The organism is Kallipyga gabonensis (genome assembly GCF_001286805.1).
Lineage (GTDB): Bacteria > Bacillota > Clostridia > Tissierellales > Peptoniphilaceae > Kallipyga > Kallipyga gabonensis.
This window is the reverse complement of sequence record NZ_CXYV01000002.1, coordinates 1,006,487-1,033,126: the sequence shown is the minus strand read 5'-3', so window position 1 is coordinate 1,033,126 and position 26,640 is coordinate 1,006,487. Positions and strand designations below refer to the sequence as shown.

The following is a 26,640-nucleotide window of genomic DNA, read 5'->3' as shown; positions in this document are numbered from 1 at the left end:
AATCCTTTCTTCGTGACTAAGCTTCCTCCCAATTGGAGTAGACATCCTGAACATCGTCATTGTCCTCCAAGTCGGAAATCAACTTCTCGATTTGACTGCAGGCCTCCTCATCCTCCACCTTCACTTTATTCTTGGGGAGGTAGCCCACCTGGGCGGAAGAGAAAGTATATCCCATTTCCTGAAGCTTTTTACTGACCTGGATGAAATCCGCAGGCTGGCAAGTGATCAAAAAGACATCATCTTCCCTCACCAGGTCCTCAGCACCTGCATCAAGGGCGTCCATCATTACCTCATCCTCATCCTTGCCCTCACCATCAACGGCTAAAATCCCCTTCCGGTCAAATTGGAAGGTGACGGAACCCGGGTTCCCCAGGTTTCCTCCGTTCCGGTCAAAGATATACCGCATCTCCCCGGCCGTCCGGTTCTTGGAATCGGTCAGGGTCTCCACGATAATCGCCACCCCTTCCGGGCCATATCCCTCATAGACAATAGAGAAGAATTCAGCATTGCCCAATTCTCCGGCTCCTTTTTTGATGGCCCGTTCAATGTTGTCGTTGGGCATGTTCTCTGCCTTGGCTTTTTCAATGGCCGATTGAAGGGCCGAGTTATATTCAGGTTCAGGCCCTCCCTCCCGGACGGCCACCATGATTGCCCTGGACATCTTGGTAAAGACTTGGGCCCTCTTGGCATCCTCTTTTCCTTTTACATTTTTCACCTTGCTCCATTTATTATGTCCTGACATGACTAACCTTCTTTCCTTATTTGATCAATCTTTATATTGTCATACCCCTTATTTCGGATTCACTTCCGGGAGCATGAGCCTTTGTTTTTCCTCAAATTTTGCCTGGCCGGCACTGATCTCCATGACCTGGGTCCGGATCCAACCGACCCGATCTTCCGGGATAAGCCAGGTTAAAGCGACCTGGTCCGTAAAGACCCGGTCCCTTTCGACCACCGGGGATTCCTGGAGGAGGTAGTCGCATTTCCCCAGGCTCTCGTAGGCAATCTGAATGTCCACTTCTTTCCAGGGGACATAAAGGGTAATCCGGCCGGCCTCCAGGGCTTCACGAGCCGCCTGACGGTAGGCCCGAACCAATCCCCCTGCCCCAAGTTTTATGCCGCCGAAATACCGGGTGACGACAATGACCACATTGGTCAGCTCCATCTGTTTGGCTGTCTCCAGTATGGGCATACCGGCTGTTCCTGAGGGCTCGCCGTCATCGTGGAAGCGCTGGATAAGGCCGGCCTCCCCTATGATATATGCCCGGCAGTGGTGGGTGGCCTGGGGGTGGGCGGTCTGGACGCCATCAATAAAGGCCAGGGCCTCTTCTTCGCTTTGTACAGGGCAAGCCTGACCGATAAAGAGGGATTTTTTGATGTCCAATTCAATCCTTGACGCTTTTTCTATGGAATAAAAAGTCAAATCTCCGCCTCCTCTCACGGGTCATTCTTTATCCCCTCCATCATCCAAAAAATCCGGCGGAGGCTTCCTTCTTTCCAAGGCAGGATTCTTCTTTAAGTAGCTATCCAGGACGCTTTCCCTGGTCCGGACCCACCAATGGAGGCCTTCTTCGTCCCCCCACTCCCTGATAACCTGAGACTGGTCACGGAAGGCTTGGAGGTTGCCAATGGCTTCGTAGGGAAGAAGGAGGTGGACCCTGTCTTCCTCCCCATAAAGTTCCATAAGGATCCGGTCGACCAGACCTTTTACAGACACCGGATCCCTGGCTGAAATCCGAAGGGTCCGGTCCCTGTCGGTAACAAGGGGTGGCCGATTCAGGTCAGATTTGTTCATGAGAAAAAGGATGGGCGGCGGGTCCCCCTGTTTTCGTAGGGTTTGAGTGACCAGGTTAATTTCCTCCTCATAGGCCGGGTTGGAGGCATCGATAAGAACTAAAAGGAGGTCGGCCGACTCCGCTTCCGAGAGAGTGGATTCAAAGGAAGGGAGAAGTTTGTCCGGGAGGTCATGAATAAAGCCCACCGTATCCACCAGGAGGAAGGGAGGCTCCCCTTCTTTTTGAATTCTCCTTGTGGCGGTATCTAAAGTAGCGAAAAGCCGGTCATCAGCATAGACATCCTTACCCGACCGGGCAGGCCCGCCAAAGAGGTCCAGGGTCCGGTTCATGAGGGTGGACTTACCCACATTGGTGTAACCGACCAGGGCAACCAGAGGGACGGAACCCGACCGCCTCTTTTCCGCCGCCTGAGCGGCCTGACCGGAAAGCTTGTTTAGCTTTGCTTTAATGGACTTGACCTGGCTTAATATGGCCCGACGGTCGGTCTCCAGCTTTTGCTCGCCGGGTCCCCGGGTCCCCACCCCGCCTCCCAATCGGGAGAGGGATTCCCCATAGCCCCGGAGGCGGGGTAGGCGGTATTCCAGCTGGGCCAGGTGGACCTCCAGTTTAGCCTTCTTGGTCCTTGCCCTCTGGGCAAAAATATCCAAAATGACATCCACACGGTCCAAAATTTTCGCATCAATGGCATCCTGGAGATTTTTTCGTTGGGACCCCGTCAGGGATTCTTCAAAAATAACCAGGTCCCAGCCATTGGCCTTAACCATGTCTGCCACTTCAGACAACTTTCCGGAACCAAGAAGGGTTTGGGGGCTGTAGGCATCCACTTCTTGACTGATAATAGCAACGACCTGAGCTCCGGAGGAAGTCACAATGTCTTCCAATTCCTTTTGCCTGGCCTCCTGTTTATCCCGGTCCTTTCTTGTATAAACAAAAACCAACAAAGCTTCTTCCATGGCCACCACCCCCTTTCTTGTACAGTATACTTTTTAGAGAATACCAGATTCCCGCCCAAGATGAAAGTGGGATGAACCTGCCGGATTGATGCCTGTCTTTCCTGAAAGGCTATTTAACAATCCATATGCCGCTTAAAATTGTAATTCATATAAATTGTTAAAGCGATCAATGAGGAAAAGGATTCCTTGATTTATTCATTATGCTGATATACAATTATATAAAGAAAAATAAAATTCTAAGGATAATGAAATGACCATCGAAGAATGCGTTTAGCATCGGTACATGAAATGATCATTTAGATCTCTTTTTTATATAGTTTGATTAAGTACTTTCATTCCAACATCCCTAAATATCAACTGATTGAAGAATATGGTGACTTTGGCGCTTGCCCAATCAATTAATCAAGAATGGAGTTAGCATGAAAAAATAATTATATTTTTTCTCTGTTTCGTATTTCTTTTGACAGCATGTGGAAGTGGCCAACATAAAAGTGAAGATTTCAAAGTAGATACTCGGCTTTCTTTCGATGAAAAAGGAGATGTGTCTGTCAAAGGGCGGGCCCAAACTCTGTTGAAGGAGGGCGCTGATGATGTGACCATCACCTACTTTTTGCAGCTCCCGGAAGAAGATCGTTTCGAGCTGGGCTCTATCCGTTTTGACCACATGGATTATGGTGAACAGAAAGAAATCGACCTCAAGGTGAACCAGGCGATAGAAGATCATAAGGTAAAGGAAGAGGAATGGTCCAAGTTAGATAAAATGGTCGTTTCCTATGAAGTAAAATAATATTTAGGACCTTTCCCCTCCACTTAACGAAGAAAAGAATTTTCTCAGCTTAGCCAAAGACTGTTTCGATGGCCACTTTTCCCTAAATGGAGAGTGGCCACTTTTTACTGTTCCTTTTACAGATCAATTATTTTGATCGGACCTTTAAAAGAGAAGGGCTCCGATAAATATATCCGCTGAAATATGGTAAAATGCTCTTAATAAAAAGTCTGCTTCTATCATTTTCAGACTGGCCCTCAAAGGACTTGACGGTCTGCCGGTTATCAACTTGGAGGATATTTTGCATAAGTCAATTGGAAAAACAGTAATAAACAGCATAGGGATTTTCTTCGTCTCCCTTCTGATTTTCTTGGGCATTCTTGGCGGCTACCTGGCCGGTTCCATGCTCCTCATTGCCTCTGAAGCCCCCGAGGTGGATTCCAAGGAGCTCCTTTCCGGCTTGACCGAATCATCCAAAATTGTCGACCAGGATGGAAAGCTCATCAAGCAAATTGAAACGGCTGAATTCCGCAAGGTCATCCCCTATGACAAGATTCCGGAGGACCTGGTCAACGCCTTCGTCTCTGCGGAAGACAAGCGCTTTTGGACCCATAAAGGCGTTGACTTCTTCGGCATCGCTGCAGCAGTCAAGGATTTGATGAGGTCCGGTGGACTCCGTGGAGCCTCAACCATCACTATGCAGCTAGCCCGAAATGTTTACTTAAATTATGACGTGAACTGGTCGCGAAAGATTCAGGAAATGTACCTGGCCCTCCAGATGGAAGAAGCTCTGACCAGCCGCTTAGGTAAAGAAGAAGCCAAAAAAAAGATCATGGAGAGTTATCTCAATCGGATCTTCTTTGGTCAACAGGCCTACGGCGTTGAAGCTGCTGCTGAAGTCTATTTTTCTAAGCCTGCGCTTGAACTGGACCTGGCCCAATGTGCAACATTGGCCTCTGTTGTTCCCGCTCCTTCCCACTATTCTCTCTATTCCACCTACCGTCCTTCCCAGGTAACGGATGAAAGGGTCCTGGGTGAAACAACCATCAATGGTGAAAAATATATCTGTGTCTATAACGCCCCTGCCTATGAGCGATCAAAATATGTCTTGAAGGAAATGTTGAACAATGGCTATATCACCGAAGACCAATATGAGAAAGCTTCCACGACGGATGTAGCGGAAACCATCAAACCGGTGACCAAGCAAATCGAAAACTCCTCCAGCTATTTTACAGACCTCATTCGTGACCAGGCGATTGAACTTCTTATGGACCAGGGCAAAATCTCAGAAGAAGAGGCGAAAAACAAGCTCTACTACGGTGGTCTTTCCATCACCTCAACGATTGACCTGGCTCTCCAGGATAAACTGCAAAAATCCATTTCATCCCTCAATACCACCGTCAACCAGACAGCAGGTGGCAGCGTGAGCAAGTTCCGTCTCAACTTGAACTATGACCGCTGGGGCAATGTTCTTAACGCCAACGACACCGTCATTTATTATAAAAAAGAAAATCTCATGGACGATCAGGGACGGGTTATTCTCCCGGCCAAGACCTTCCAGGTGAACGATGATGGTTCCTTATCTATCCAGCCGGGAAGGCTACGGGCAAACAAGGGATCCTTAATCATCACCAACTTCTATACTTATGATGATAACAATGTCTTCCGGACCCACCAGGTGTCTTCCATCGCCATTGGCGAAGACTATATCTCCACAGATCAGGACGGGACTATCCATATTTCCGCGGCCTACTTCAATTCCAGTGAAAACCAGCTCTACTCCCTCCGCAAAGATGGTGCGCTGGTCATCAATCCTGACCACTACGCCTTTGATGATGTAGGGATAAAACAACCCCAATTAGCTGTGACCGTCCTGGATACCAAGACAGGCGAAGTCCGGGCAATCATCGGCGGACGGGAGGATGACAACAGCAACTTTGTCAACCGTGCCTATGGCTTCCCCCGATCACCCGGTTCTTCCATCAAACCCATTGCCGAATATACAGCGGCTCTGGCTCAAGGTTACAGCCAGGCTTCTGTAATGGATGACGTTCCCATTTCCATGGTGGACGGCAAACCATGGCCCTCTAATAATAACGGTCGCTACCAGGGCCTGGTCTATATGAAAAAAGCGGTATCCGAATCCCTCAACCCTCCTGCTGTCCGTTGGTTGGACAAGGTGGGAATTAAGGCAACGAAAGACGCCCTGACCCGTTATGGAATTATCAACAAGGACCACCGGGACTGGGACCACTTTATCGAAGAGAATGAGTCCATCGGGGGAGCGAATGATGAAAACCTCTCCTTGGCCTTGGGAGCATTGACCCGGGGGTTGACCACCCTGGACATGGCCAATGCCTACCAGGCCATCGGCAACAATGGGAAGCGGATCCCTGCCCTGGCTATTTCCAAGATTGTTGATAATACCGGCAAGGTTTATTTTGAAAATAAACATCCGGAAACCGAAGTCCTCAATCCTCAAGTGAATTACCAGTTGCTGGATATGCTCCTGGCTGCTTCAAAGCAGTCCTGGATCAATCCCAGCATCCGCATCCGGGGGTTGGACCAGGGAGCAAAGACCGGAACCACCAACGACAATAAAGATTACTGGTGTTGTGTGACTAATCCCTATTACACCACTTCCGTCTGGGTCGGCATGGATAATGCACAGATGTCCATGGCCTATAATTCAGCCAATGGCGTTTCCGTCTATGGACGGGTAGCCAAAATCCTCATGGAAGATAAGGAACCGGCGAAATTTGACCAGCCTGAGGGGGTTTATCCCGTTTACCTATGTTCGGCTTCCGGTCTGAAACCGGGGTCTTACTGCAAACATGATAGCCGTCATCCCATTATCCAGGTCCTCTGTTCCAAGGAAACGGAACCCAAGGGTGTCTGTGACGTCCATGTGTCCCGTATTGTGGATACGCGGAACCTTCTTCTGGCTTCCTCTAATACGCCGAAGGAAGTCAAGGGCTACTGGGTCTTCACTCAAAGAAAAGATCCCTATGATCCTCAAAAATTCAACGGAATTACTCCTGAGGACTGGAAAACCGAAGTTCCCACCAGGTACTCCAGCCTGGGTCCGGTAGAGTCCAAATCTTCCAGCTCATCCAAAGTTGAAAAGCCCTCTACTTCCGAAGAGAAGCCCAAGGAGCCTGTCCATTAGTCTTGGAAAGGTCTTATGGGCATAAAGAAGAATGAAAAAGACCAGCTTCGTTAAAGAGGCTGGTCTCTCTACATTAGCAATAATGAAAGGAAGCAACAATGGCAAAAATCTTAATCTGTGAAGATGAGTCCTCCATCCTCAATATTGAAAAAGCTTACTTGGAGAAGGAAGGCTACGAGGTAGTCAGCTCAACCGACGGGAAGGAAGGTTTATCCCTTTTTCATGAGGTCGATCCGGATTTGGTCGTATTGGACCTCATGCTTCCTGAGCTTTCCGGCGAAGACCTCCTTAAGGAAATACGCCGGGAAAGCACGACCCCGGTAATTATCGTTTCTGCAAAAACCGATGTCTCCAACCGTATCGGAAACCTCAGAGAAGGAGCTGATGACTATATGACTAAGCCCTTCTCCGCCAGAGAGCTGGTGGAAAGAGTCAAGGCCATCCTCCGGAGAGTTCAAAGTACGGAAGAGGAGTCCACTGCCCTTTCCTCCGGAGATGGTCGAGTAGAGATGGACATAGAAGCCATGCGGACCTATAAAGATAAAGAAGAGATTCATTTGACCAAAAATGAATTTCTTATCCTCCAGACCCTCCTTTCCCATCCCAAAAAAATCTTCACCCGGGATGAAATTATTGAGGTAACCTTTGGCATGGACTATGAGGCCTATGACCGGGCCATTGACACCCATATTAAAAATATCCGCCAAAAGATCGAAGACGATCCGAAAAACCCTGAATATATCCAGACCGTTTATGGGGTGGGTTACCGGGCCGGAAGTCCGGCGAAAGAGTCATGAAACTGAGAACTCGGCTGGCTATCCAGGTCCTTCTCTTTATGATGGTTGGGGTCATGGTAATTGCCGGCTTCCTCGTTTACTCCTTTACCGATTCTTTTGACCGCCTCCTTGTTCACGTTGAAGAAGAGAGGATCCAAAGGGTGGTTGGGGACATATCGGATATTGTCCGTCAGGAGGGTTTTTCCTTCCGGGAAGATTCCTGGCGAGAAAAGCTAACTGCCTATGCGAGAAACTCCAACATCAACATCAGCATCTTGGATGACTCCTCCCGAATCCAGGTGAGCTATGAGGGCTTGGTTGAACATGACGACCAGGATCTCCGGGTTGCCCGTTATCTCCTTGTGGATAATGAACAAAATCAGATCGGCACCCTTCTCGTCACTCATGATCTCAACAACCCCATCTATGAGAAACTTCAAAACCGCTTTCTAACCGGTGCTTTAAGTTCTCTTGCCCTCCTTATTTTGGCCTACACGGTGGGGGCCTACCTCCTCACCAGTCGATTTTCCCGGCGAATTACTGAACCTGTTGAAATCCTCTCCCGCCAAACCTCACAACTTGCCCGAGCGGACTACGACCTGGACCCGGTTCATTCCAAGGTCCCGGAGATTCAAAACCTCTCCTCTAACCTTAATTATCTGGCTTCCACTCTCAAGAACCAGGAGGAAAGTCGCCTGAACTATGCCCAGGACATTGCCCACGAACTCCGAACCCCCTTGACCAACCTCTCCCTGGAATTTGAGGCTCTGGACGACGGGGTTGTCGACTGGAACGAAGAGGTCCTGAAAGGACTCCAGGCCAATGTCAACCAGCTATCAGCCATCGTTGTTGGCCTCAAAGAATCCTTTGATGATGCCTCCTCCGAAAACCGTCCGGCTTTTGAGTCCACCAACCTAACGAACTTAACCAACCAAATCCTGGACTCCTTTGAAGGGCCGATCAAGAAGAAATCCGGTCTCCTGGTCCGCGTCATTGACCCCATGGTCAAAATTGATACTGACCGTCGGCTCTACCGTCAAATTTTGGCCAACCTCCTATCCAATGCCATCAAAGCCATTGATCAGGGAGGACGGATTCGAGTCAGTTTGAACCAGGCAAAAAACACCGTCTATTTGACGGTAACGGATAATGGAGTAGGCATTTCCAAAGCTGACCAGAGCCACCTATTTGAACGTTTTTACCGAGTGGAATCCTCCCGGAATAAAAAAATGGGTGGGTCCGGCCTCGGCCTTTCCATCACCCAAAATTTTGTCCACCAATTAGGTGGGCGTATCGAAGTAACCTCCCGTCCCGGTCGTGGAACCAGCTTCCGGGTTATCTTTGAACAAGATCCTTTGAAAGGCTAGACAACCTGTCCCCATAGTCGGAGAGGATGGCAAAAACCTCTTGTCGTGTTTTTGCACTGTTGACCTCCTTTCGGACCTTGGATGCCCCGAAAAAACCTTCAATATAACAGGGAACCTGGGTCCTCATCATGAGGAGGGCCCCTCTCTCCCCTCTCTCCTTAATTTCCAAATCATAATGCCGGCGGACCAGGTCCAAAACCTGGCCATAGGTCATAGGCTCCCAAGTCCCTTTTTCAAGAAAATCCTTGATTTGTTGAAAAAGAAAGGGATGGCCCATGGCCCCTCTACCGATAGCAATTCCATCACACTTCGTCATCTCCATCATGGCCCGAGCTGAAGCCGGAGAGTTCACATCCCCGTTTCCGATAACGGGGATTTTTACATGGTCTTTAAGCCTGCCGATTGCTTCCCAATCCGCCTTTCCCGAATACATGGCCTCCCGGGTTCGACCGTGGAGGGTCAGAGAAGCGATTCCTTCCTCCTGGGCGATTCGGCCGATTTCCAGGTAATTGATGGAATCATGGTCCCAACCCAATCGATACTTCAGGGTAACCGGCTTGGTGGATGCCTTTACCATGGCCCGCATGACCCTGCCTGCAAGGATAGGATTTTTCATCAAAGCCGACCCATCCCCGTTTTTGACAATTTTCGGGGCGGGACATCCCATATTGAGGTCAAGGGCTACGAAGTCCTCTCTGGGGTTGACCACCTCCGTGATCACCTTGGCCAATATTTCCGGCTCATGACCGAAGAGCTGGAGAGAAAGGTCTCCCTCGTCGGGATGGGTGGCCATAAGATCCCGGGTTCGCCGGCTTCCGTAGTAGAGCCCTTTGGCAGAAACCATCTCTGTCACGGCAAAATCCGCTCCTCCCTGAAAAGCCAGTCGGCGGAAGGAAAGGTCGGAAACGCCCGCTAAAGGGGCAAGGCCGACCGGCTTACTACCTTTCATTATCCCTTGCCCGCATGGTTCTTTCATAGATCAAACGGAGACCCTGTAGGGTAAGGTCATGGTCGATATACTGGGTGTAGACGGAGTTGGAGGAAAGAAGACCGGAGAAGCCGCCGGTAGCAACGACTGTCACCTCCTGGTCCCCCCCTTCCCTTTCTTTAATTTCATCAATGAGTATAGAGGTTAGGTGGTCAACCAAGCCGATATACCCCTGGATGATCCCCACCTGCATGGCTTCCGCCGTATTCTTTCCGATGGCATGGTCCAGGAGCTGGAGCTCCACCTTAGGAAGCTTGGCAGTTCGAGAAGTCAAGCCGTCAGTGGCAATGCCTACACCCGGAGCAATCGTCCCACCAAGGTATTCGCCTTTGGAAGAGATGACATCATGAGTAATAGCCGTTCCGATGTCCACGACAATGAGGGGGCCGCCATATTTTTCATAGCCGGCCACGGCATTGACAATCCGGTCCGCTCCCACATCCTTGGGATTATCCATCCGGATGGCCATGCCGGTCTTCGTTCCCTCGCCAACAATGATGGGCTCGCGTTTCAGGAAGCGTCGGGACATGGTAGACATCCGGTGATTCATCAGAGGTACAACAGAGCCCAAAATCACATCCTTTAGACAGGAAGCGGAGTAACCCCAGTGGTTAAGGATCTGTTCGATTTCAATCCCATATTCGTCCGAGGTTTTCAGGGAATTTGACTGGAGCCGCCACTGGTGTTCGATGGTGGATCCCAAAAAGATCCCGATAGTAATATTGGTATTGCCGACATCCAAGGCCAGGAGCCGGGAATCCGGTACATTTTTGTTTAAGACGCTCGCCATGGTAAAAACAACCTTTCATTGAGTAAAAAAGAATCCCGGTCGGCCAAGGGGCCGACCGGGATTAGCCGTCTGATTTAGTGGCTGATCGTAGAAGGCTTTGTCGTATTGGCTTTCCCTGTCTTAACTTCATAAGCTCCCATTACAGCCAGGGATAAGATTGCGGCAAAGACCGCTTCCGGAAGCCCGTTGGTGGCAAAGACGGCCAGGACCATGGCCCGAACCGCTTCCATGTTTCCCCCGATCATCTCAGCCAAACGCTGGCCGTAGCCCAGGTAAATTCCACCCATGACCATGGTCGTGTGAACCATGGTGCCCAAAAATGCGGGGAGGGCATAGTGGAAGAAGGGGTTCTTGCCCTTTAACCGGTCCACCAGGAAGCCAACAAATAGGCCGAAGAGAAGACGAGGCAAGATGGAGAGAAGGGGGTTCATGAAGAAGGGGGTCATGAGACCTTCTCCTCCCTGAAGGGCCCTGAAGAAAGAGGTCAGGCCAAAAGCCAGCCCCAGGATGCCACCGTACCGCCAGCCGCCTATGCAGGCACCGATAATAACAGGAATATGCAAAGAGGTGACTGAAATAACACCAAAGGTAAAGTAGCCCAGGTGGGTCATATCAATCACCAGGATGATCCCGATCAAAAGGCCAAGAGTGGCCAGGTTCTTTGCATTGAAAAAACGTTCATTTTTTGTGTTCATGAATTACCTCCGATCCGGCTCGCTTGGGATGCCGGTCTCATTCGAGTCATAGAGAAACGTAGGACAGAAGTCCGTAAGCGTCTTCCGCTGACTCCCCTGCGTTGACAATCGCTCGTTGAACGGCTTTTGCCGCCAGGATACCTACGAGGTTAGGTTCCGACTCCACCCGATTTGAGGCCAGGCAGAAGAGGCTATCGCCGTCAAAAAGCGTATGGACGGGTTCGATGGATCGAGCAAGGCCGTCCTGACCCATTTGGCAAACCTTGAGGGTCCCGGCCTTATCCAGTTTCGCGTTAGTCGCTATGCAACCGATCGTGGTGTTCTTTCCCAGAAGATCCTCCCCACTTTCCCCGTCCATAAGAAAGTCCAAGGTGGAACCCGGTTTTCCATCGCGGCCTAAAAGACCGGCAATAGGTCGGTTGCCCTTTTCCGGGTCTCGAATGTCCCCAACGGCATTGACCGCAATCAGGCAGGAGACGACCAAGTCTCCAAGACGGAGAGAGGCCTGACCGAGACCGGACTTCATCGACCGGTCCATGCCGGCAATTTTGCCAACTGAACATCCGGTTCCCGCACCTATGTTTCCCCGGGAAGAATCCTTTGATGAAGCCCTGAGAAGAGCTTCCTTCCCCATCGTCATGTCCGGCCATTTTGCCTGCCCCAGTCCTAAGTCATAGAGGACAGCGGAACAGACGATGGGAACCTTGGCAAAACCCGTGTCCAATCCAATACCCCGGGCTGCCAATTCATTCATTACCCCGGATGCCGATTCTAAACCAAAAGCTGACCCTCCGGATAAAACCACGGCATGAACCTGAGAAACCATATTTTCCGGGCGGAGCAGGTCGGTTTCCCGGGAGCCCGGGGCTCCGCCTCTGACCTCAACTCCACCGGTTGTTCCTTCCGGAGGAAGAATGACGGTCACTCCTGTTCCCCATTCCCGGTTTTGCTCGTGCCCAACCTGAAAACCCGGAACATCCGTTAATTGTCCTGGATACATGGCCCCTCCCTTACTTCTTATTCTTTTTGTGAGAGGGGTTGGGATCCAGGCCCATGGCCGTCCGGATAAGACCGGTAAAGAGGGGATGAGGACTGTTGGGCCGTGACCGGAATTCAGGATGGAACTGACAGGCGATGAAGTAATTGAGGTCGGGTCTTTCCACAATTTCCATCAGGTTCATGGAGAGCTTTTCCCCGGAAAAGTGAAGGCCTGTCTTCTTTTCAATCTCATCCACATATTTGCTGTTCACTTCATAGCGGTGACGGTGGCGTTCCACGATGTCCGATCGACCGTAAAGGCGGTAGGCCAGGCTGCCTTCTTCCACGTGGCAGTCCTGGTTGCCCAGGCGGAGGGTTCCCCCCAAATCATTTTTATTTTCCTGATCCGGAAGAAGGTGGAGAATGGGGAGATCGGCATCGGGAAGGAATTCTGTGGAATTCGCTTCCTTCCACCCCAATTCATTCCGACAGGCTTCAACAACGGAAAGTTGCATACCCAGACAAATGCCCAGGAAGGGTTTATCGTGAACCCGGGCATATTCAATAGCGTTGAGCATGCCCTGGATCCCCCGGTTACCGAATCCTCCCGGAACCACAATCCCGTCCATATCCTTCAAGACCGCATCCATGGAATCCCGGGTCAGAGATTCGGAATCGATATAATCGACAGAAACCCGGGCACCAAGATTATAACCCGCATCCGTTAGTGCTTCGTAGACGGATAAGTAGGCATCTCTGAGCTTGGTGTACTTACCCACCAGGGCAATATGGATGTCTTTATCCGCGGCCTTGAACTCCTCGCACATTTTTTTCCAGTGGTCAATCCGATTCGCCTTGGGCTTGAGTCCGAAGTGTTTGAGAATATAAGTATCCAGGTTTTGCTGGTGGAAAACCAGAGGAACCTCATAAATTAAGTCCACCGTCTTGGATTCGATGATGGCCTCCCGGGGAAGGTCACAGAAAAGGGAAATTTTCTGGAAAACTTCATCGGTGATGGGCTCCTGAGCCCGAAGAATGAAGACATCCGGCTTAATCCCATAGGACATCAGCTCCTTGAAGGAGTGCTGGGCCGGCTTGGTTTTTAGCTCAGTAGAGGCGGGAATAGTTGGAATCAAAACCGTATGGATGAACATAACATCATCAGGCTGAGAAGAATGAATCTGACGAATTGCCTCAACAAAGGGCTGGGATTCAATATCCCCCACGGTTCCTCCGATCTCCGTAATAATGAAATCGGCTCCGGTGTCTTCAGCCACTTTAAAGACCTTCTCTTTGATCACATCCGTGACATGGGGAATAACCTGTACCGTCTTTCCTCCATACTCCCCTGCCCTTTCTCTACGGATTACAGTGGAATAAATCCTGCCTGAGGTAATGGAAGAATTCTTGGTCAATTCCTCATCAATGAAGCGTTCATAATGACCCAGGTCAAGGTCCGTCTCTCCTCCATCCTTGGTCACAAAAACCTCTCCGTGCTGGTAGGGAGACATGGTCCCCGGATCGACATTGAGATAGGGGTCAAACTTCTGCATAAAGACCGAATATCCCCGGTCCTTGAGCAAACGTCCCACACTTGCTGCGGATATTCCCTTGCCGATTCCTGAGATGACACCGCCCGTTACAAAAATAAACTTTGCCACAATCCCCTCCTCGTCCTCTACTTACCCAGCTTCAATTCACGTATCTTCAGGTTGACCGCTTCCATTAAATCCGTTCCCACATGGATGGTGGTATTGGATTCCGCCTTTCCACGCTCCTTAATCAGGAGGACCAGGTCCCCCTTTTGGGGGTCCCAGGCCCATTTTTTTACCTCATTCCAGGGAACAAAAACATTGTTGGATAAAATGCCGTTCTCCGCCAGGAAGATGGGCGATTTCATGAAGTAGAAGAAGACTACGCCCAGGGCTACCATAATAGCCCCGTCGATCCATTTCTTATTGAAGCAGGACAGGACGCCCAGTCCCACCATCAAAAGGCAGAGGATGACGTTGGTCTTGGACGTTGACCGGTCAAAACGAGAGACCTTCCCCTCCAACTTCCGGGTTCTCCGACTTGCCTGGATGAGCTGGAAGAGGAAGTAAACCAAGAGTCCCCCATAAATCAAGGTGATAAAAGTAATTCCGAGAGGGCCCTCAGAGGTCAAGAGAGAATTCCTCGCCACTTGACCGGAAGCAGCCATCTGTCCGCTTGCACCTTCTCCGCTCATTCACTTGCTCCTTTCATCTCTTCGAAAGTATGACCAAACTCCCGGAATAGCACTTCAAATTCATCCTTTCGGACAGTTTCCTTATCCAGGAGGAGCCTGGCCAAATTCTCCATCATCTGTCGGTTAGCTTCCAAAATCTTTTTCGCCGTATCATAAGCGGATGTCATCAAGCCTCGAACTTCCTTATCGATTTGACGGGCGGTTTCTTCGGAATAGTGCTTGACCTGGCCCAGCTCATTGCCTAAAAAGACATTCTCCCGATCCATTTCATAGGTCACCGGTCCCAAGTCGGAGCTCATTCCGTAGCGGACCACCATGGACCGAGCCATCTCCGTAGCCCGTTCAATATCGTTGGATGCTCCGGTTGAAATATCATCCAGGAATAAAGCTTCCGCTGCTCTTCCGCCTAAGAAGGAAACCAGTTCCGCTTTCATGGACTTCATGGACATAAACATCAGCTCATCCTCAGGAAGGAAGGCGGTAAACCCGCCGGCCATTCCCCGGGGAACAATGGTAATTAAGTTGACCATATCCGTATCCGGGAGGGCTCGGGTAACCACAGCATGACCTGCTTCGTGGTAGGCGGTAAGAATTCTCTCTTTCTCCACTACCTTACGGGACTTTTTCTCCGGACCGGCTTGGACTTTGATGGCTGCTTCTTCAAAAGTGGCCATGTCAATGACTTGCTCATTTTTCCGAGCGATCAGGAGAGCCGCCTCATTGGTCAGATTCTCCAGGTCAGCCGGGGTAAAGCCCGCTGTTTGACGGGAGAGAGCATCCAGGTCAATATCATCGGCGATGTGCTTATTTCTCAGGTGAACCTTAAGAATTTCGGCTCTTTCCCTGGCATCCGGCATACCGACCATAATCCGCCGGTCAAAACGACCGGGACGAAGGAGGGCAGGATCCAGGATGTCGGGACGGTTGGTGGCTGCCATGATGATAATGCCTTCATTTTCATCAAAGCCGTCCATCTCAACCAAAAGCTGGTTGAGGGTCTGCTCCCTTTCATCGTTTCCCCCGCCCAGACCGGCCCCGCGACGACGGCCGACTGCGTCAATCTCATCAATAAAAACAATGCAAGGCGCATTTTTCTTGGCTTCTTTGAAAAGGTCCCGAACGCGGGAGGCTCCAACGCCGACGAACATTTCCACAAAGTCGGAGCCGGAAATGGAATAGAAAGGAACGCCCGCCTGGCCGGCAACGGCCTTGGACAGGTAAGTTTTTCCGGTACCCGGGGGCCCCACCATCAGGATGCCCTTGGGAATTCTTGCTCCAACGTCCCGGTACTTGTTGGGAGCCTTGAGGAAGTCCACGACTTCCTCAAGCTCTTCTTTTTCTTCCTTCAATCCGGCCACATCGGCAAAAGTGACCCGCTTTCCCGTATCCTTGTGGAGCTGAGCCTTGGACTTGCCAAAGGTATTCATTCCCCCCTGGGCAGCCTGGGTTCTCCGATAGAAGGCATAGAGAATGAAACCCATAAAACCCATAAAGAGAAGGTCAGGAAGAAGGGCGAGGAGGAAGTTGGGCTGGGGACTCTCTTCAAAAACCAGCTTGACCTGTCCTTTTTCCACACCGCTTTTAATATATTGGTCATAAAATTCAGGAAAGTATTCCCGGGGAATCACTACCTCAAAGGATGAGCCTTTCTCATCCTTCAAAACACCCCTTAATTTATCACCCTGGTAAACCAGGCTCTTCACCTGATTCTTGTTGAACTGTTCAATCAATTGGCCATGAGTCATTGCTTCCTTAGTTTCTGAATTCCAACCGCCAAAGCTAAAGTACATAGCGATGATGACGATGGGAATCAGGTAGCCTAAGAGAAGTCGCCAATTTCGGTTTCGATGATTATCCATGCTTTCTTTCCCAACTCCTTTTTCATCCAAGCCCTCACCGGTGAGGGGGTAAAAATTTACTTATAATATCTTTCCTTCAGGACCGCTACAAAAGGAAGGTTTCGGAGCTTCTGGTTAAAATCCATTCCGTAGCCGATCACATACTCATTGGGAATCTCAAAACCGACATAATCCGCATGAAAATCATTGGCCCTTCCCTCCTCTTTGTTAAGAAGGGCCGCTACCTTCACCGACTTTGCCCCGCGGTCCATGAAATTCCTGGTCAAATACTCAAGAGTATAACCCGTGTCAATAATATCCTCAATAATAAGAATATTCTTCCCCATAAAGGATTCCTGAATATCCTTGATAATCCGTACATCACCGGAAGAAACGGTGGAAGACCCGTAGCTGGAGACCGCCATAAAGTCAATTTCAACATCCAAATCAATTTCCTTCATGATGTCGGCCATGAAAATGACCCCGCCCTTCAAGGTGCAAACCAAAAGAAGGTCAGCTTCCTCATTTTCGTAATCCCGGGTGATGACCTTCCCCATCTCCCTCACTTTGGCTTGAATCTCTTCTTCGCTGATCAGGATCCGATCAACATATTTCATCAAATCTTGGTCCATTTCGGCCTCCACTCCATTTCAACCACAGGGGCTTCTCCCCTTAAAGGGCCATACCCTGACCGTCCGGCCCAGGGTATCCATATGATCTTCTCCCCCTCCCAAACCAGGGGATAGTTTTCCCGCAAAGAGGAGGGAATCTTCCATTCATTAAAGACCTTCCGAAGGGTCTTTTTTCTACCGCCGAATTTCTCAAAAATCTCTCCGGGACGTCCGGGACCAACAGAAAGTCGGGTCAGAGCTTGAGCCGGAAAATAGGCAAAACGGGGATTGTGTAAGCGGGTTTTATCGACAGGACCCCGACAAATCCGAGCCAGGAGGCATCCCCTCGGCCGGGTCCATTCCTGGGTAAACTCTTTGGACTTTTCGAGGAAAATGGGATTTTGATTTTTCCAAGTATCCCTCTTTTCTCCGACGCCCCCGACTTCTATTCGGCCGGAAGATTTTCCATCAAAATCCGCCTCCGAAAGAAAAGAAAGTCCTTGAAAATCACATAAAATAATCATACCACAAAGCCGGCTCCATGTTGAAACAGACCCGCCGGCAAGGCGATAAATTTCTCCCACATCCTTGAAGGTGATTTCAAAGGATCGATCCCCGGAATTTTGTCGAACTTGTAGAGCTTTTCGAATCACCCGGTAAGCCAGGGCCGGTTCCAGAGCAAGCAAGTCTTTTTTTCTCAGGCTTATCCCACCCAAGAGGAGGGCATTGCGTTGAAAAATCCATTCGTCCCTTTGTCCATGAATCAAAAGCCGATCCAAGTCATTGAGGTTCTCCCTGGCAGGAGGATAGACCATCCCCTCCAACGCTTCTTCACTCATCCGGTCCAAAAAATCATCCTCGAGCTGAAGGATTCGAGCAAAGCGTGAAAGAGCTTCAACTGCCCGGGGATTGACGGTGGATTGGATGTCAGGGAGAAGGTGTAAACGGATCCGGTTCCGCAAAAACACATCGTTATCATTACTATTGTCTTCACGGTAAGGAATCCCTTGCTCCTTCAAAAATCCGTATAGGGCCTCCTTTGGCAGACCGAGGAATGGGCGAAAAATAGCATAGGTCTTCCACGTTCCTTCTTGTGAAAATTTGTGCGTGGAAAGCGGACGGATGCCGCCGGCCCCATGAATACCGCTACCCCGCAGGAGGTGGAGCAGGACCGTTTCCGCCTGGTCATCCTGGTGATGAGCGGTGAGAAGGAGTGGAGGATGGTCAGCTTTAACCATGTATTCTTCAAAAAATTGGTATCGAGCTTGACGACCGGCCAGTTCCAGAGAAATTCCTTCTTCTTGAGCCAAGTTTTTCACATCGACAGCCGTGGAATAGCAGGAAATATTATGCTTTTGACACCAGTCTTCAACAAAATCCCGGTCTCCATCAGCCTCCTTACCCCGAAGCATATGGTTGAGGTGGAGGACGGTTAAATCAGGATGAAAGTGACGTGCCGTCTCCAAGAGAGCCATGGAATCCGGTCCGCCGGAGACTCCAATAAAAAGGGAAGAAGGGGCCCCTTCCGGTCCCTTCTTCCACTGCCTACTCCACTCCCGGTAGACTTTTTGAGTAAAAGTCATGGTTCATCCTAACTATTCCTGAGGGGTTGAGGATTCTTGATTCGGATTATTTTCCGTCGGTCCTTCTTCAGAAGAGTCCTTGCTTTCCTGACCCTCTTGAGCAGAATTTTCGGATTCTTTGGACTCTCTTCCTTCCAATAAACCCTTGACCGCTTCCTGGTTGACATCATAGGATCCATCCTGGGTCTGAACCAGGATTTCATTGGGCCGAATCATCCCCAGCTTTTCATGAGCATACTTTTCTACATATTCATCAGTTTTGACCATCTTCAGCTGGTTGTTCAAATCATCGAGGGATGCTGCCAGCTGTTTTCTCTCTTCTTCCAACTGATTTTGTACTTTTTTTGCCTCAGCAAGTTGCTGGTTTGTCGTATATAGCTTGACACAGGCCGGTACGAGAAGGAGGAGCAGGATGACACCGGCAACGATCAGGTAAAGAAAGGGGGTCGATCCTCCCTTTTTTCTCCCATCCTGCCGTGAACGACTTCTCTGTCCTTCCTCCCTCTTTCGGGAAGACCGATCTTGAGTATTTCTTCGTCCGCTTCGGGAAGAAGGACGGACTTCGCTTTCTTCAAAAGAACGTCCATGAGATTCTTCTCTGGAGGAATGAGGTCTTTTCCGATAGACTTCTTCTTGTCGTCTTTCCCCATAGGAAGATTCCGGCTCCTGGGGAAGAATAGAACGAAACTTACTCATAATCACCCTCCTCAATCTCTTCATAGAGAGAGTCTGCATCTTCCTTGCGGACAACTTCCGGCGTATTCAAAACACGAATATAGAGAGGTGCTTTGGCAAAGGAAATCTTCATCAAATCTCCTTCGACCACCTCGGTCCCGGCCTTGGCAGTACGTCCATTAACTTCAATCCGGCCACCATCCGCTGCCTCTTTCGCAACGGTCCTCCGTTTAATAATTCGTGAATTCTTCAAAAACTTATCAATCCGCATCTTGCACCCTTTCCCCTCACCAAAGCCTGGACAAACCCCGTCCGAGCCTTATCATTTTTAACAGTATACCAAATATCAAAAACGTCCGGAAGAACCGAAACCCTCATGACCCCGGTCTGTAGAATCCAGCTCGTCCACCTCTTCAAATTCCACTTGAATATAGGGCAGGAGGATCATCTGGGCAACCCTTTCTCCTTCCTCCAACCGAATGACCTCTTCTCCGTGGTGATAGAGGGGGATCATGATTTCCCCCCTATAATCGGGATCGATGATTCCCACTCCATTAGAGAGAATCAGTCCCTTTCGACCCAGGCTGGAACGAATACAAACTAATCCAAAATACCCATCCGGAATGGCTAGCTTTAACCCGGTATGGATGGTTTTATGATCTCCAACTTCAAAGACCAGCCCCCCCTTATCCGCTAGAGACAGGTCCATGCCGGCAGCAAATGCATTAGCATAGATGGGGGGTCTTCCCTCCGCCATAATTTTCATTGTCTTTACTTCTTTTTTTCCCTCATTCTCCGGCAAATCTCTGCCCTCTTTTCTTTTTCCTATCCTTCCAGGACACAATCCCGAAAACATGATCAACGATTGAAAGTCGAGGTCCCTTCAGCTAAAAGGAGACCCGCTTCCGGATGGGCAATGATCCAATCAACCGCCTTGACAAAGCCCAGCCGGTCAACCGGGTCCGTAGTCATTCGAGCAGCCTGGATGGCTTTTTCCGACCCATCACCCATGGCGAAAGACCAGCCGACTCCCGCAAGCATCTCCTTATCGTTATCAAAATCTCCGATTGCTACCACCCGGTCCATAGGTATCTTCAGTGCTGTTGCCAGGGAGCGGATGCCCAAGAGCTTATTCACCCCTCCCGCCATCACTTCCACCTTATCATCACCCGATTGAGTGGCAGAAAGATGGCCACTTTGGTTGATTTCATCAATCAACCCCTGAATATTTTGCTTCAAATAGATGTTCATCTTGAAGACCCCTTCTTCCAAAAAAGAAGGATGGCCGGGAGAAAAGGTCCGAATCTTCATACCTGTGCGAAAGTGAACCATCCCGGAAGCCAGGCAGGATCCCATCAGGCATAACCAGGATCGGGGAATATAGCAAATATCCCGGCTATAAAAGAGGTATTTTCGGCCTGCACCTTCCGCCCTTTCGATCAGGGCCAGGGCCTCTTCCGGAGGAATCGGGTAGGCTTGAACCGACTCTCCCCCTTCGGGTAGGCAAAGGGCTCCGTTATTAGCGATGATATGGCCTTTTATCCCATATTTGTGGAAAATATACCGGATATTCGCTGCCGGCCGGCCGGATGCCAGAACAAAATCAAAACCATGGTCATTCAACTTATGTATAGCTTTTACATTCTCTTTTAGGATCTTTCCCTTTCGTGCAACCGTGTTGTCAAAATCACTGCAAAAAAGTCGCTTCATTTCGGCTCCTTCAGGATAAAATGAGTAAATTCCTCTTATTTTAACACAGTGGACAGGGGAAACCTAGAAGAGATGAGTTTAAGAAATCCGGGATCTGGTAAATATAAAGTAAACGCTTTTCAGAGAATAAGGAGGACCACAAAATGAAATGGCAGAACCGCAGACAATCTTCAAATATACGTTCCGGCGGACGAGGACGGGCGGGTATGGGCCTGGGCATTGGTGGTATCATCATGGGCCTGGTCGTCTTCGCTTTAACCGGTAACCCTTTCGCCGCCCTAAATGCCGGTTTATCCGGTGGTGCAATCCAAACGCGAAACATTAAGCAAGAAGATCTTCAGTTATCCGACAAGGAAAAAGTCCTCTATGACTATTCCAGCGTCGTCCTGGCTGATACCGAGGATACCTGGCATACACTTCTGTCCAGGGAAGGCGTCCGATATGAGGAAGCCACCATGTATATTTTTCAAGATAACGTAAAATCCGGGTGTGGAATCGCCCAGTCCGGCATGGGGCCCTTCTACTGCGGACAAGACCGGTCGGTCTACATGGACCTTTCCTTTTACGACACCTTAATAAAAGAATTTGGAGCCGATGAAGGCGACTTCATCCTCTCCTACGTCATCTCACACGAGATCGGCCACCACGTCCAAAATGTCCTGGGTGTAATGGATCAAGTCAACCGCTTACGGTCCAAGGCTAGCCAAGCCGAGTTCAACAGGCTCACCCTCCGACTGGAACTCCAGGCGGACTATCTGGCCGGGGTGGTTGCCCGCTACCAGGCGGACAAGGGCTATCTGGAAAAGGGCGATATTGAAGATGCCATCAAAACAGCCTGGGCCATCGGCGACGACACCATTCAAAAACGAATGCAAGGCCATGCTACCCCTGAATCCTTCACCCATGGGACTGCCGACCAAAGAATGCGTTGGTATAAGAAAGGCTATGATACCGGAGACCTCTCCCAATTCAATACCTTCGATACCGATAAATACCCCGATGTATCCGACCTCTAAATTCTCCTTTATCGGATAAGAGGCTGTGCCGGAAGGATTTTCTCTTTCCGGCACAGCCTCTTTTTTTTTCTGCTCAACCCACTTCAAACCCGGTTTTCTCCATAAGTTCGGGGGCTAAACAGTTGAGATCTAATAAAACCCCATCAGACCTTCCAGCCAAAGGACAAAGGAGTGGGGAAGAATTTTTGAAAAAAAACGGATGACATAAGCTGTAGGATGGGTTATGGATAGGTCCTTTCCCCGCCGTGACCGGTCCAGGGCTTTCTGTGCAACACGGTCGACAGAATCCAGCCCCAGCCTTTTTAACCCGGTCGGCCCTATCCCCCCGGATAAGTCAAAAAACTCGGTCATCATGGGATTGGGACACACCGCTGTCACTGAAATTCCCCTCTTCCTTACTTCACGGTGGAGAGCCCGGGAGAAGGAAAGAACATAGGACTTGGAGGCCGAATAAATACCTAAGCCCGGTTGGGGGAGGAAGGCGGCGACAGATGCGATGTTCACGATCCTTCCCCCCTGCCCCATGAAGGGTAGGCAGATATGGGTAGACAGGGTCAGCCCGCGAATATTGAGGTCCAAAAGAGTTTGAATATGGCCGCCATCCAAGTCCTCGAAGGCTCCTGCCTTCCCGATACCGGCATTATTGATGACCAGGGCCATGTCCGGCCTTTCCTTATCCAAGAGGTCTTTTAACTTTCCTGCCCACTCCTCTCCGCTCATGTCCCAGGGAAGGAGACGGCAGGGCGTCGTTAAGCCTCCCTCCAAATCCCGTAGACGGCCTTCCCGGCGGGCAAGGAGCCAAATCTCATCCATTTTTTCCTGACGGTCAACCAGCTCAGCCAATTTCCACCCCAAGCCTGAAGAAGCTCCTGTGATCAGTGCTACTCTCATTTAGACTCTCCTTCTTCAACCAGCTTCGCCAATCCCTCTGCCAGATCATCCTCCATCACCATGCCACGAATCGTTTGTACAAGCTTGCCGTCTTTAATAAAAACCGTAGTCGGATAGGCTGCCACTTGAAAGGCTGAAACTCCTTCTAACCCGGTATCGTAATAGACCGGAAAAGAAAAGTCCTTTTTCTCCAGAAAGTCCTGGGCACTTTCTTTCGTCTCCTGGAGACCATCCGTCACATTTAAGAAGATGAAGTTAATCCGGTCCTTATACTTCCGGTATGTCGCATCAAAGAGAGGCATTTCCTCTCGACAAGGTGGACACCAGGAAGCCCAAAAATTGAGGACGATCGGTTTGTCCTTAAAATCTTTCAAGGAAACCTCATTCCCCAAAGCCCCTTCCATGACAAAGTCCGGAGCTTCCACTCCAAGGTCTTCTTTTTTCCCGATGCTTGGGCTTGGCGGGAGAGACCGGGCTCCCTTATCTTTAAGGAAAGAATAGGCCAGACCCGCCAGGACAAGGATAAGGATGATGGCCAGAAGATAAATGAATCCCCGGTTTTTCTTTGAATTTCTACTTTTCATGATTTACTTCCCTTCGGTAATTAAGAGAGGACGGTAAAGAAAGCTTGGAGGAGGCCCGTAGCCATGAGAAAGCCCATGACCACAAGAGCTATCCCGGAAATCTTTTGGATGGTCCCATAATGGGCCTTGATCCCATCAAAGGTCGATTCCAGGTGGTCAATCAGTAAGGCGGAGAGAAAAAAGGGGATGGCCAGACCCATGGAGTAGGCCAAAAGCATAACTAAGCCCTCCACCATATGGGCCTGCTGTCCGGCCAACATCAAGGCAGCTCCGAGGAAGGATCCCAAACACGGTGTCCAGGCCAGGGAGAAGGTCAAACCAAAAACAAAAGACTTCCAAGGCGTAAGCCCTTCCCTCCCCTTCCCTGTCCCCATTCCTCGGAAAATGGAAAGCCGGAAAATTCCCAGATACTGGAGGCCGAAAAAGACCACCACCGCCCCCGTCAGGAGGTTGATCAGGACACGGTGCTTTCGCAATAGAAAACCCAGGCTTCCGGCCAAAGCCCCCATGGCCATAAAGACCAGGCTGAAGCCCAGGATAAAGGTCAGAATGTTTTTCACCATCCCGGACCGGCTATTACCCCCTCCCCCTCCAAAGTAGGCCAGGTAGATGGGGAGCATGGGCAATAAACAGGGGGATATAAAGGTAATCAGACCTTCAAGAAAGGATAATAGGTAGGGCATAATTGGTGTTACTCCTGTCGTCATTTTTCGGCTAGAGCTAAACTCCCCGGATTTGTCGGACATGGTAAAAAAGATATTGTTGGATGAGCCCGGCATAAGGGGAGTAGGTTGAAAGATCCATATTCCCTCCGTAATAGTCCCGGCTGACCCTCTCCATCCAGACATCAATAGGAGCCAGGTCCAACCGCCCATAGGCGAAAAGACCTACGCAGGAGGCGATTTTAATGCCTACACCATAAAACAAAAGGAGGCGGTCCATGAGTTCCTGATCAGTAAGGCGGTGGAAGCTCTCCAGCAATTGCGGATCAGGAGCTAAGTCACCGGCCAGCTTGCGAATATATTTCTCCCGGTAACCCAGGCGGATTCGGTGAAAGGACTCCTCCGAAAAAGTATGGATCTCTTGAGGACCCGGAAAGCGGTAGATCGGTCTTCCCTCTCCATCATGGGTCAGAAGATCTCCTCCCTCTTGGGCCAATCCTTCAACGGCCTTTTGAATAGCGGGTATATTCTTTCGTTGAGAGAGAATAAAGCTAACCAAGCATTCCCAGGGGTTCTGACGGAGGATCCGTATCCCTTTCCCTGATTCCAGAGCTTGAGCTAAAAACGGATCTGTCTTAGGGTTCAATCCCTCCCGGATAGTCCGGTAATCTCTATCCAGGTCAAAATAGGGCGACCAAATCCGGTCGAAATCTTCAAAGGAGCAATCCATGTAGACCCGGCCCTCCCTATCCTGGCCCAGGAAAAGAACCCGGTCCTGAACAGGCAGGCGGTAGGAATCCATGGCGATTCCTTCTTCATGAAGAAGCGAGAAAAGCTCAGTCTCACGAGGAGGCTGAGCCGGGATAAGGCGGAAGCATTGTCCGCTTTCCGCAATCTTCTTCACATGAAAATCCGGCCGGGAGGGAAGCCTGATCAAGCCTCTTCCTCTTTGATGATGGCCAACTGGTTACCCGGAAAAACCCTGTCACCCTCACCGGAAAGAAGGGCTTTGACGTTTCCCGTATATTTGGATTCCAATTCAACTACGGTATTTTCGCTCTCAAGTTCACAGATGACTTGGCCCCTGGTAATCCTGTCTCCCTTTTCCACTTCCCAAGTCTTGATCCGGTAGGATTCCGGTACGGAACCCACCAAGGGAACAATCACATTGAATGACTTCATTTTCCGCCTCCTCATCTTCATCTGAAAAAAGAATCTATCCCTGATAAAAAACAGTAACGTAAAACTGATTATAGCACAGGGAAAGCCTGGAGAATAACCTGGGCCAGGGCCCCAAAGACTGCACCACCCAAAAGAAGTTTCGTCATATCCGTCTTCTTGGACAAAAAGTAAAGGGCAGCCAGAAAAGGGATAAAAGCCAGAAGATCCAATCCCACCCCGCCTATAGAAAGGTAGGCACTTGCCCCTTCCTCCATGGATTGAGGAAAAAGGTTGGTGAAAAATAAATTGACCGTAATAGCTGCAATAAGGCCAACTGTAGCGGACCTGAGGGCCTGAATTGCCCAGTTCAGAGGCTTGAATGTCTTCCCCTTAAACATCATATGTGCAAGGATGGTCATCAGAATAATTTGGGGGGTGATCACGCCCAGAGAAGCAACGATTGAACCCAAAACCTGCCCAAATATACCCAAACCCAAGGTTTCCCCCATTTTGGTGCCTACAAAGGTCGCGGCATTGATAGCAATAGGGCCGGGGGTCATATTGGAAATGGTAAAGACATCTGTCCACTCGGTGGCGGATAACCAGGCCTGGTCATTAACCAGTGCCTCCTGAAGAAGGGGAAGGGTGGCCAATCCCCCACCGAAAGCTAAGGCACCGACTTCCAATAGAACCAGGTAAAGTTTGGCTAATAAAATCATTGGTCCACCTCCTCAACGTCTTTCTCCCCATCCTCTTTAAGAATGAATCCGAAGAGGACAATGCCGATAAGGATCATAATAAGAATAATGTAGGCAACATCCAGGAGTTGGAAATAGGAGGCAATAAAAGCAAAGGCCATGAGAGCCAGGGAAATCGCTTTGTGTTTTTTCACTGCAGGGACAAAGAGCCCTTTTACGGAAAAAATCAGCATGGCCACAATGACGCCCGACATGGCCCGAAGGGCGGCACGAACGAAGGGATTATCCGCCAGAGCTGAATAGATAAAGAATACGATGGTGATAATGATTAAAGGCGGAAGGGTGGAACCCAGGATCCCCATCAAGCCCCCAAAGTAACCGTCCAGCTTCATCCCTAATAAATATGAAGTGGATACAGCCATGGCTCCGGGACCGGATTCGGCAACAGCAATAATATCCAACATATCATCATCAGACAGGAGGCCTCGCTTCTCCACAAATTCCTGACGAATAATGGGAATGATGGTGTAGCCTCCGCCAAAGGTAACCGCGTTAATGCGGAAGAGGGTGGAAAAAATATTCCAGCCGGAAATCGGCTTTTTTTTGACCGGTCCGTCCTGGTTGTTTATTATCTGATCCAATACTCTATCCTTTCTCGCCGGTGACCCGCATCTTCCGGGTCAGAAATGACATTTTTTTTGAAGAA

Annotated in this window: 28 protein-coding genes; 5 read left to right on the top strand and 23 right to left on the bottom strand. The window is 49.8% G+C overall.

Annotation, left to right across the window (positions count from 1 at the left end; all coding sequences use genetic code 11):
• Nucleotides 1–16: 16 nt before the first annotated feature.
• The 3 genes from BN2373_RS06195 to hflX are packed head-to-tail and all read right to left on the bottom strand — an operon-like array spanning nt 17 to nt 2,749.
• The gene (locus BN2373_RS06195; RefSeq protein WP_053943230.1) at nt 17–742 is read right to left on the bottom strand and encodes a YebC/PmpR family DNA-binding transcriptional regulator; all 726 of its coding nucleotides are present in this window, start codon (nt 740–742) and stop codon (nt 17–19) included.
• A gap of 48 nt (nt 743–790) precedes the next feature.
• A complete protein-coding gene (locus BN2373_RS07900) occupies nt 791–1,423 on the bottom strand; it encodes an IMPACT family protein (RefSeq protein ID WP_053943229.1) in 633 nt (210 codons plus the stop codon).
• 21 nt (nt 1,424–1,444) lie between these two features.
• Nucleotides 1,445–2,749 (bottom strand): GTPase HflX, encoded by a 1,305-nt coding sequence (hflX, locus tag BN2373_RS06185; protein ID WP_053943228.1) that lies wholly within the window; start codon nt 2,747–2,749, stop codon nt 1,445–1,447.
• A 541-nt stretch (nt 2,750–3,290) separates the two neighbouring features.
• Here hflX and BN2373_RS06180 point away from each other — a divergent pair.
• The 4 genes from BN2373_RS06180 (at nt 3,291) to BN2373_RS06165 (ending at nt 8,827) form a co-directional block, all read left to right on the top strand.
• On the top strand, nt 3,291–3,536 hold the full coding sequence (locus tag BN2373_RS06180; RefSeq protein ID WP_053943227.1) for a hypothetical protein: 246 nt from the start codon (nt 3,291–3,293) through the stop codon (nt 3,534–3,536).
• Nucleotides 3,537–3,816: 280 nt separating this feature from the next.
• Nucleotides 3,817–6,684, top strand: a complete 2,868-nt coding sequence (locus BN2373_RS06175; RefSeq protein ID WP_053943226.1) for a transglycosylase domain-containing protein — start codon at nt 3,817–3,819, stop codon at nt 6,682–6,684.
• A 98-nt stretch (nt 6,685–6,782) separates the two neighbouring features.
• Nucleotides 6,783–7,481: a response regulator transcription factor gene (locus BN2373_RS06170; RefSeq protein WP_053943225.1), complete on the top strand. Its 699-nt coding sequence runs from the start codon at nt 6,783–6,785 to the stop codon at nt 7,479–7,481.
• Complete coding sequence (locus BN2373_RS06165) at nt 7,478–8,827, top strand: sensor histidine kinase (protein WP_053943224.1); 1,350 nt, start codon at nt 7,478–7,480, stop codon at nt 8,825–8,827. The genes BN2373_RS06170 and BN2373_RS06165 overlap by 4 nt, the downstream gene beginning before the upstream one ends.
• Here the strand turns inward: BN2373_RS06165 and dusB are convergent.
• The 13 genes from dusB to BN2373_RS06100 all read right to left on the bottom strand — a co-directional run bounded on the left by dusB (nt 8,796) and on the right by BN2373_RS06100 (nt 20,922).
• Nucleotides 8,796–9,776 (bottom strand): tRNA dihydrouridine synthase DusB, encoded by a 981-nt coding sequence (gene dusB, locus BN2373_RS06160; RefSeq protein WP_053943223.1) that lies wholly within the window; start codon nt 9,774–9,776, stop codon nt 8,796–8,798. The two genes, BN2373_RS06165 and dusB, sit on opposite strands and share 32 nt — an antisense overlap.
• Nucleotides 9,766–10,605, bottom strand: a complete 840-nt coding sequence (locus BN2373_RS06155; RefSeq protein ID WP_053943222.1) for a type III pantothenate kinase — start codon at nt 10,603–10,605, stop codon at nt 9,766–9,768. The genes dusB and BN2373_RS06155 overlap by 11 nt, the downstream gene beginning before the upstream one ends.
• 74 nt (nt 10,606–10,679) lie before the next feature.
• A complete protein-coding gene (locus BN2373_RS06150) occupies nt 10,680–11,300 on the bottom strand; it encodes an ECF transporter S component (RefSeq protein WP_053943221.1) in 621 nt (206 codons plus the stop codon).
• 46 nt (nt 11,301–11,346) lie between these two features.
• On the bottom strand, nt 11,347–12,300 hold the full coding sequence (locus BN2373_RS06145; RefSeq protein ID WP_053943220.1) for a P1 family peptidase: 954 nt from the start codon (nt 12,298–12,300) through the stop codon (nt 11,347–11,349).
• A 10-nt stretch (nt 12,301–12,310) separates the two neighbouring features.
• Nucleotides 12,311–13,939, bottom strand: coding sequence for a CTP synthase (locus BN2373_RS06140; protein ID WP_053943219.1), 1,629 nt, complete (start codon nt 13,937–13,939; stop codon nt 12,311–12,313).
• Nucleotides 13,940–13,956: 17 nt separating this feature from the next.
• Nucleotides 13,957–14,505, bottom strand: coding sequence for a DUF5673 domain-containing protein (locus tag BN2373_RS06135; protein ID WP_053943218.1), 549 nt, complete (start codon nt 14,503–14,505; stop codon nt 13,957–13,959).
• Entirely contained in the window at nt 14,502–16,364 is a 1,863-nt protein-coding gene (gene ftsH / locus BN2373_RS06130) for an ATP-dependent zinc metalloprotease FtsH (RefSeq protein ID WP_053943217.1), read from the bottom strand. Before ftsH ends, BN2373_RS06135 begins: the two co-directional genes overlap by 4 nt.
• A gap of 56 nt (nt 16,365–16,420) precedes the next feature.
• The gene (gene hpt, locus BN2373_RS06125) at nt 16,421–16,975 is read right to left on the bottom strand and encodes a hypoxanthine phosphoribosyltransferase (protein ID WP_053943216.1); all 555 of its coding nucleotides are present in this window, start codon (nt 16,973–16,975) and stop codon (nt 16,421–16,423) included.
• Nucleotides 16,960–18,537 carry a tRNA lysidine(34) synthetase TilS gene (tilS, locus tag BN2373_RS06120; RefSeq protein WP_053943215.1) on the bottom strand — a complete coding sequence of 526 codons (1,578 nt, stop codon included), beginning with the start codon at nt 18,535–18,537 and terminating at the stop codon, nt 16,960–16,962. Before tilS ends, hpt begins: the two co-directional genes overlap by 16 nt.
• A 12-nt stretch (nt 18,538–18,549) precedes the next feature.
• Nucleotides 18,550–19,233, bottom strand: a complete 684-nt coding sequence (locus tag BN2373_RS06115) for an FtsB family cell division protein (RefSeq protein ID WP_053943214.1) — start codon at nt 19,231–19,233, stop codon at nt 18,550–18,552.
• A complete protein-coding gene (locus BN2373_RS06110) occupies nt 19,226–19,483 on the bottom strand; it encodes an RNA-binding S4 domain-containing protein (protein ID WP_053943213.1) in 258 nt (85 codons plus the stop codon). The genes BN2373_RS06115 and BN2373_RS06110 overlap by 8 nt, the downstream gene beginning before the upstream one ends.
• Before the next feature lie 75 nt (nt 19,484–19,558).
• On the bottom strand, nt 19,559–19,978 hold the full coding sequence (gene dut, locus BN2373_RS06105; protein WP_074018033.1) for a dUTP diphosphatase: 420 nt from the start codon (nt 19,976–19,978) through the stop codon (nt 19,559–19,561).
• Nucleotides 19,979–20,070: 92 nt separating this feature from the next.
• A complete protein-coding gene (locus tag BN2373_RS06100; RefSeq protein WP_053943211.1) occupies nt 20,071–20,922 on the bottom strand; it encodes a Cof-type HAD-IIB family hydrolase in 852 nt (283 codons plus the stop codon).
• 143 nt (nt 20,923–21,065) lie between these two features.
• On the opposite strand from BN2373_RS06100, the gene ypfJ reads away from it, so the two are divergent.
• Nucleotides 21,066–21,938 carry a KPN_02809 family neutral zinc metallopeptidase gene (gene ypfJ / locus BN2373_RS06095; RefSeq protein ID WP_053943210.1) on the top strand — a complete coding sequence of 291 codons (873 nt, stop codon included), beginning with the start codon at nt 21,066–21,068 and terminating at the stop codon, nt 21,936–21,938.
• A 129-nt stretch (nt 21,939–22,067) separates the two neighbouring features.
• Here ypfJ and BN2373_RS06090 read toward each other — a convergent pair whose 3' ends face one another.
• The 7 genes from BN2373_RS06090 to BN2373_RS06060 all read right to left on the bottom strand — a co-directional run bounded on the left by BN2373_RS06090 (nt 22,068) and on the right by BN2373_RS06060 (nt 26,575).
• The gene (locus BN2373_RS06090; protein ID WP_053943209.1) at nt 22,068–22,829 is read right to left on the bottom strand and encodes an SDR family NAD(P)-dependent oxidoreductase; all 762 of its coding nucleotides are present in this window, start codon (nt 22,827–22,829) and stop codon (nt 22,068–22,070) included.
• Nucleotides 22,826–23,413, bottom strand: a complete 588-nt coding sequence (locus tag BN2373_RS06085; protein WP_053943208.1) for a TlpA family protein disulfide reductase — start codon at nt 23,411–23,413, stop codon at nt 22,826–22,828. Before BN2373_RS06085 ends, BN2373_RS06090 begins: the two co-directional genes overlap by 4 nt.
• A gap of 20 nt (nt 23,414–23,433) precedes the next feature.
• Nucleotides 23,434–24,096 carry a cytochrome c biogenesis CcdA family protein gene (locus tag BN2373_RS06080; RefSeq protein ID WP_053943207.1) on the bottom strand — a complete coding sequence of 221 codons (663 nt, stop codon included), beginning with the start codon at nt 24,094–24,096 and terminating at the stop codon, nt 23,434–23,436.
• A 37-nt stretch (nt 24,097–24,133) separates the two neighbouring features.
• On the bottom strand, nt 24,134–25,012 hold the full coding sequence (locus tag BN2373_RS06075) for a DNA-3-methyladenine glycosylase family protein (RefSeq protein WP_053943206.1): 879 nt from the start codon (nt 25,010–25,012) through the stop codon (nt 24,134–24,136).
• Nucleotides 25,009–25,257 (bottom strand): lipoyl domain-containing protein, encoded by a 249-nt coding sequence (locus tag BN2373_RS06070; protein WP_053943205.1) that lies wholly within the window; start codon nt 25,255–25,257, stop codon nt 25,009–25,011. The genes BN2373_RS06075 and BN2373_RS06070 overlap by 4 nt, the downstream gene beginning before the upstream one ends.
• 68 nt (nt 25,258–25,325) lie before the next feature.
• The gene (locus BN2373_RS06065) at nt 25,326–25,955 is read right to left on the bottom strand and encodes a chromate transporter (RefSeq protein WP_053943204.1); all 630 of its coding nucleotides are present in this window, start codon (nt 25,953–25,955) and stop codon (nt 25,326–25,328) included.
• Nucleotides 25,952–26,575 (bottom strand): chromate transporter, encoded by a 624-nt coding sequence (locus BN2373_RS06060; protein ID WP_053943203.1) that lies wholly within the window; start codon nt 26,573–26,575, stop codon nt 25,952–25,954. The genes BN2373_RS06065 and BN2373_RS06060 overlap by 4 nt, the downstream gene beginning before the upstream one ends.
• Nucleotides 26,576–26,640 lie beyond the last annotated feature (65 nt).

What these genes read in the sequence shown, in the direction of transcription:
- BN2373_RS06195 (WP_053943230.1), bottom strand. Translation starts at nt 742, where the DNA reads ATGTCAGGACATAATAAATGGAGCAAGGTGAAAAATGTAAAAGGAAAA.
- hflX (WP_053943228.1), bottom strand. Translation starts at nt 2,749, where the DNA reads ATGGAAGAAGCTTTGTTGGTTTTTGTTTATACAAGAAAGGACCGGGAT.
- BN2373_RS06170 (WP_053943225.1), top strand. Translation starts at nt 6,783, where the DNA reads ATGGCAAAAATCTTAATCTGTGAAGATGAGTCCTCCATCCTCAATATT.
- BN2373_RS06165 (WP_053943224.1), top strand. Translation starts at nt 7,478, where the DNA reads ATGAAACTGAGAACTCGGCTGGCTATCCAGGTCCTTCTCTTTATGATG.
- dusB (WP_053943223.1), bottom strand. Translation starts at nt 9,776, where the DNA reads ATGAAAGGTAGTAAGCCGGTCGGCCTTGCCCCTTTAGCGGGCGTTTCC.
- BN2373_RS06155 (WP_053943222.1), bottom strand. Translation starts at nt 10,605, where the DNA reads ATGGCGAGCGTCTTAAACAAAAATGTACCGGATTCCCGGCTCCTGGCC.
- BN2373_RS06150 (WP_053943221.1), bottom strand. Translation starts at nt 11,300, where the DNA reads ATGAACACAAAAAATGAACGTTTTTTCAATGCAAAGAACCTGGCCACT.
- BN2373_RS06145 (WP_053943220.1), bottom strand. Translation starts at nt 12,300, where the DNA reads ATGTATCCAGGACAATTAACGGATGTTCCGGGTTTTCAGGTTGGGCAC.
- BN2373_RS06135 (WP_053943218.1), bottom strand. Translation starts at nt 14,505, where the DNA reads ATGAGCGGAGAAGGTGCAAGCGGACAGATGGCTGCTTCCGGTCAAGTG.
- ftsH (WP_053943217.1), bottom strand. Translation starts at nt 16,364, where the DNA reads ATGGATAATCATCGAAACCGAAATTGGCGACTTCTCTTAGGCTACCTG.
- hpt (WP_053943216.1), bottom strand. Translation starts at nt 16,975, where the DNA reads ATGGACCAAGATTTGATGAAATATGTTGATCGGATCCTGATCAGCGAA.
- tilS (WP_053943215.1), bottom strand. Translation starts at nt 18,537, where the DNA reads ATGACTTTTACTCAAAAAGTCTACCGGGAGTGGAGTAGGCAGTGGAAG.
- BN2373_RS06115 (WP_053943214.1), bottom strand. Translation starts at nt 19,233, where the DNA reads ATGAGTAAGTTTCGTTCTATTCTTCCCCAGGAGCCGGAATCTTCCTAT.
- BN2373_RS06110 (WP_053943213.1), bottom strand. Translation starts at nt 19,483, where the DNA reads ATGCGGATTGATAAGTTTTTGAAGAATTCACGAATTATTAAACGGAGG.
- dut (WP_074018033.1), bottom strand. Translation starts at nt 19,978, where the DNA reads ATGAAAATTATGGCGGAGGGAAGACCCCCCATCTATGCTAATGCATTT.
- BN2373_RS06100 (WP_053943211.1), bottom strand. Translation starts at nt 20,922, where the DNA reads ATGAAGCGACTTTTTTGCAGTGATTTTGACAACACGGTTGCACGAAAG.
- ypfJ (WP_053943210.1), top strand. Translation starts at nt 21,066, where the DNA reads ATGAAATGGCAGAACCGCAGACAATCTTCAAATATACGTTCCGGCGGA.
- BN2373_RS06090 (WP_053943209.1), bottom strand. Translation starts at nt 22,829, where the DNA reads ATGAGAGTAGCACTGATCACAGGAGCTTCTTCAGGCTTGGGGTGGAAA.
- BN2373_RS06085 (WP_053943208.1), bottom strand. Translation starts at nt 23,413, where the DNA reads ATGAAAAGTAGAAATTCAAAGAAAAACCGGGGATTCATTTATCTTCTG.
- BN2373_RS06080 (WP_053943207.1), bottom strand. Translation starts at nt 24,096, where the DNA reads ATGCCCTACCTATTATCCTTTCTTGAAGGTCTGATTACCTTTATATCC.
- BN2373_RS06070 (WP_053943205.1), bottom strand. Translation starts at nt 25,257, where the DNA reads ATGAAGTCATTCAATGTGATTGTTCCCTTGGTGGGTTCCGTACCGGAA.
- BN2373_RS06065 (WP_053943204.1), bottom strand. Translation starts at nt 25,955, where the DNA reads ATGATTTTATTAGCCAAACTTTACCTGGTTCTATTGGAAGTCGGTGCC.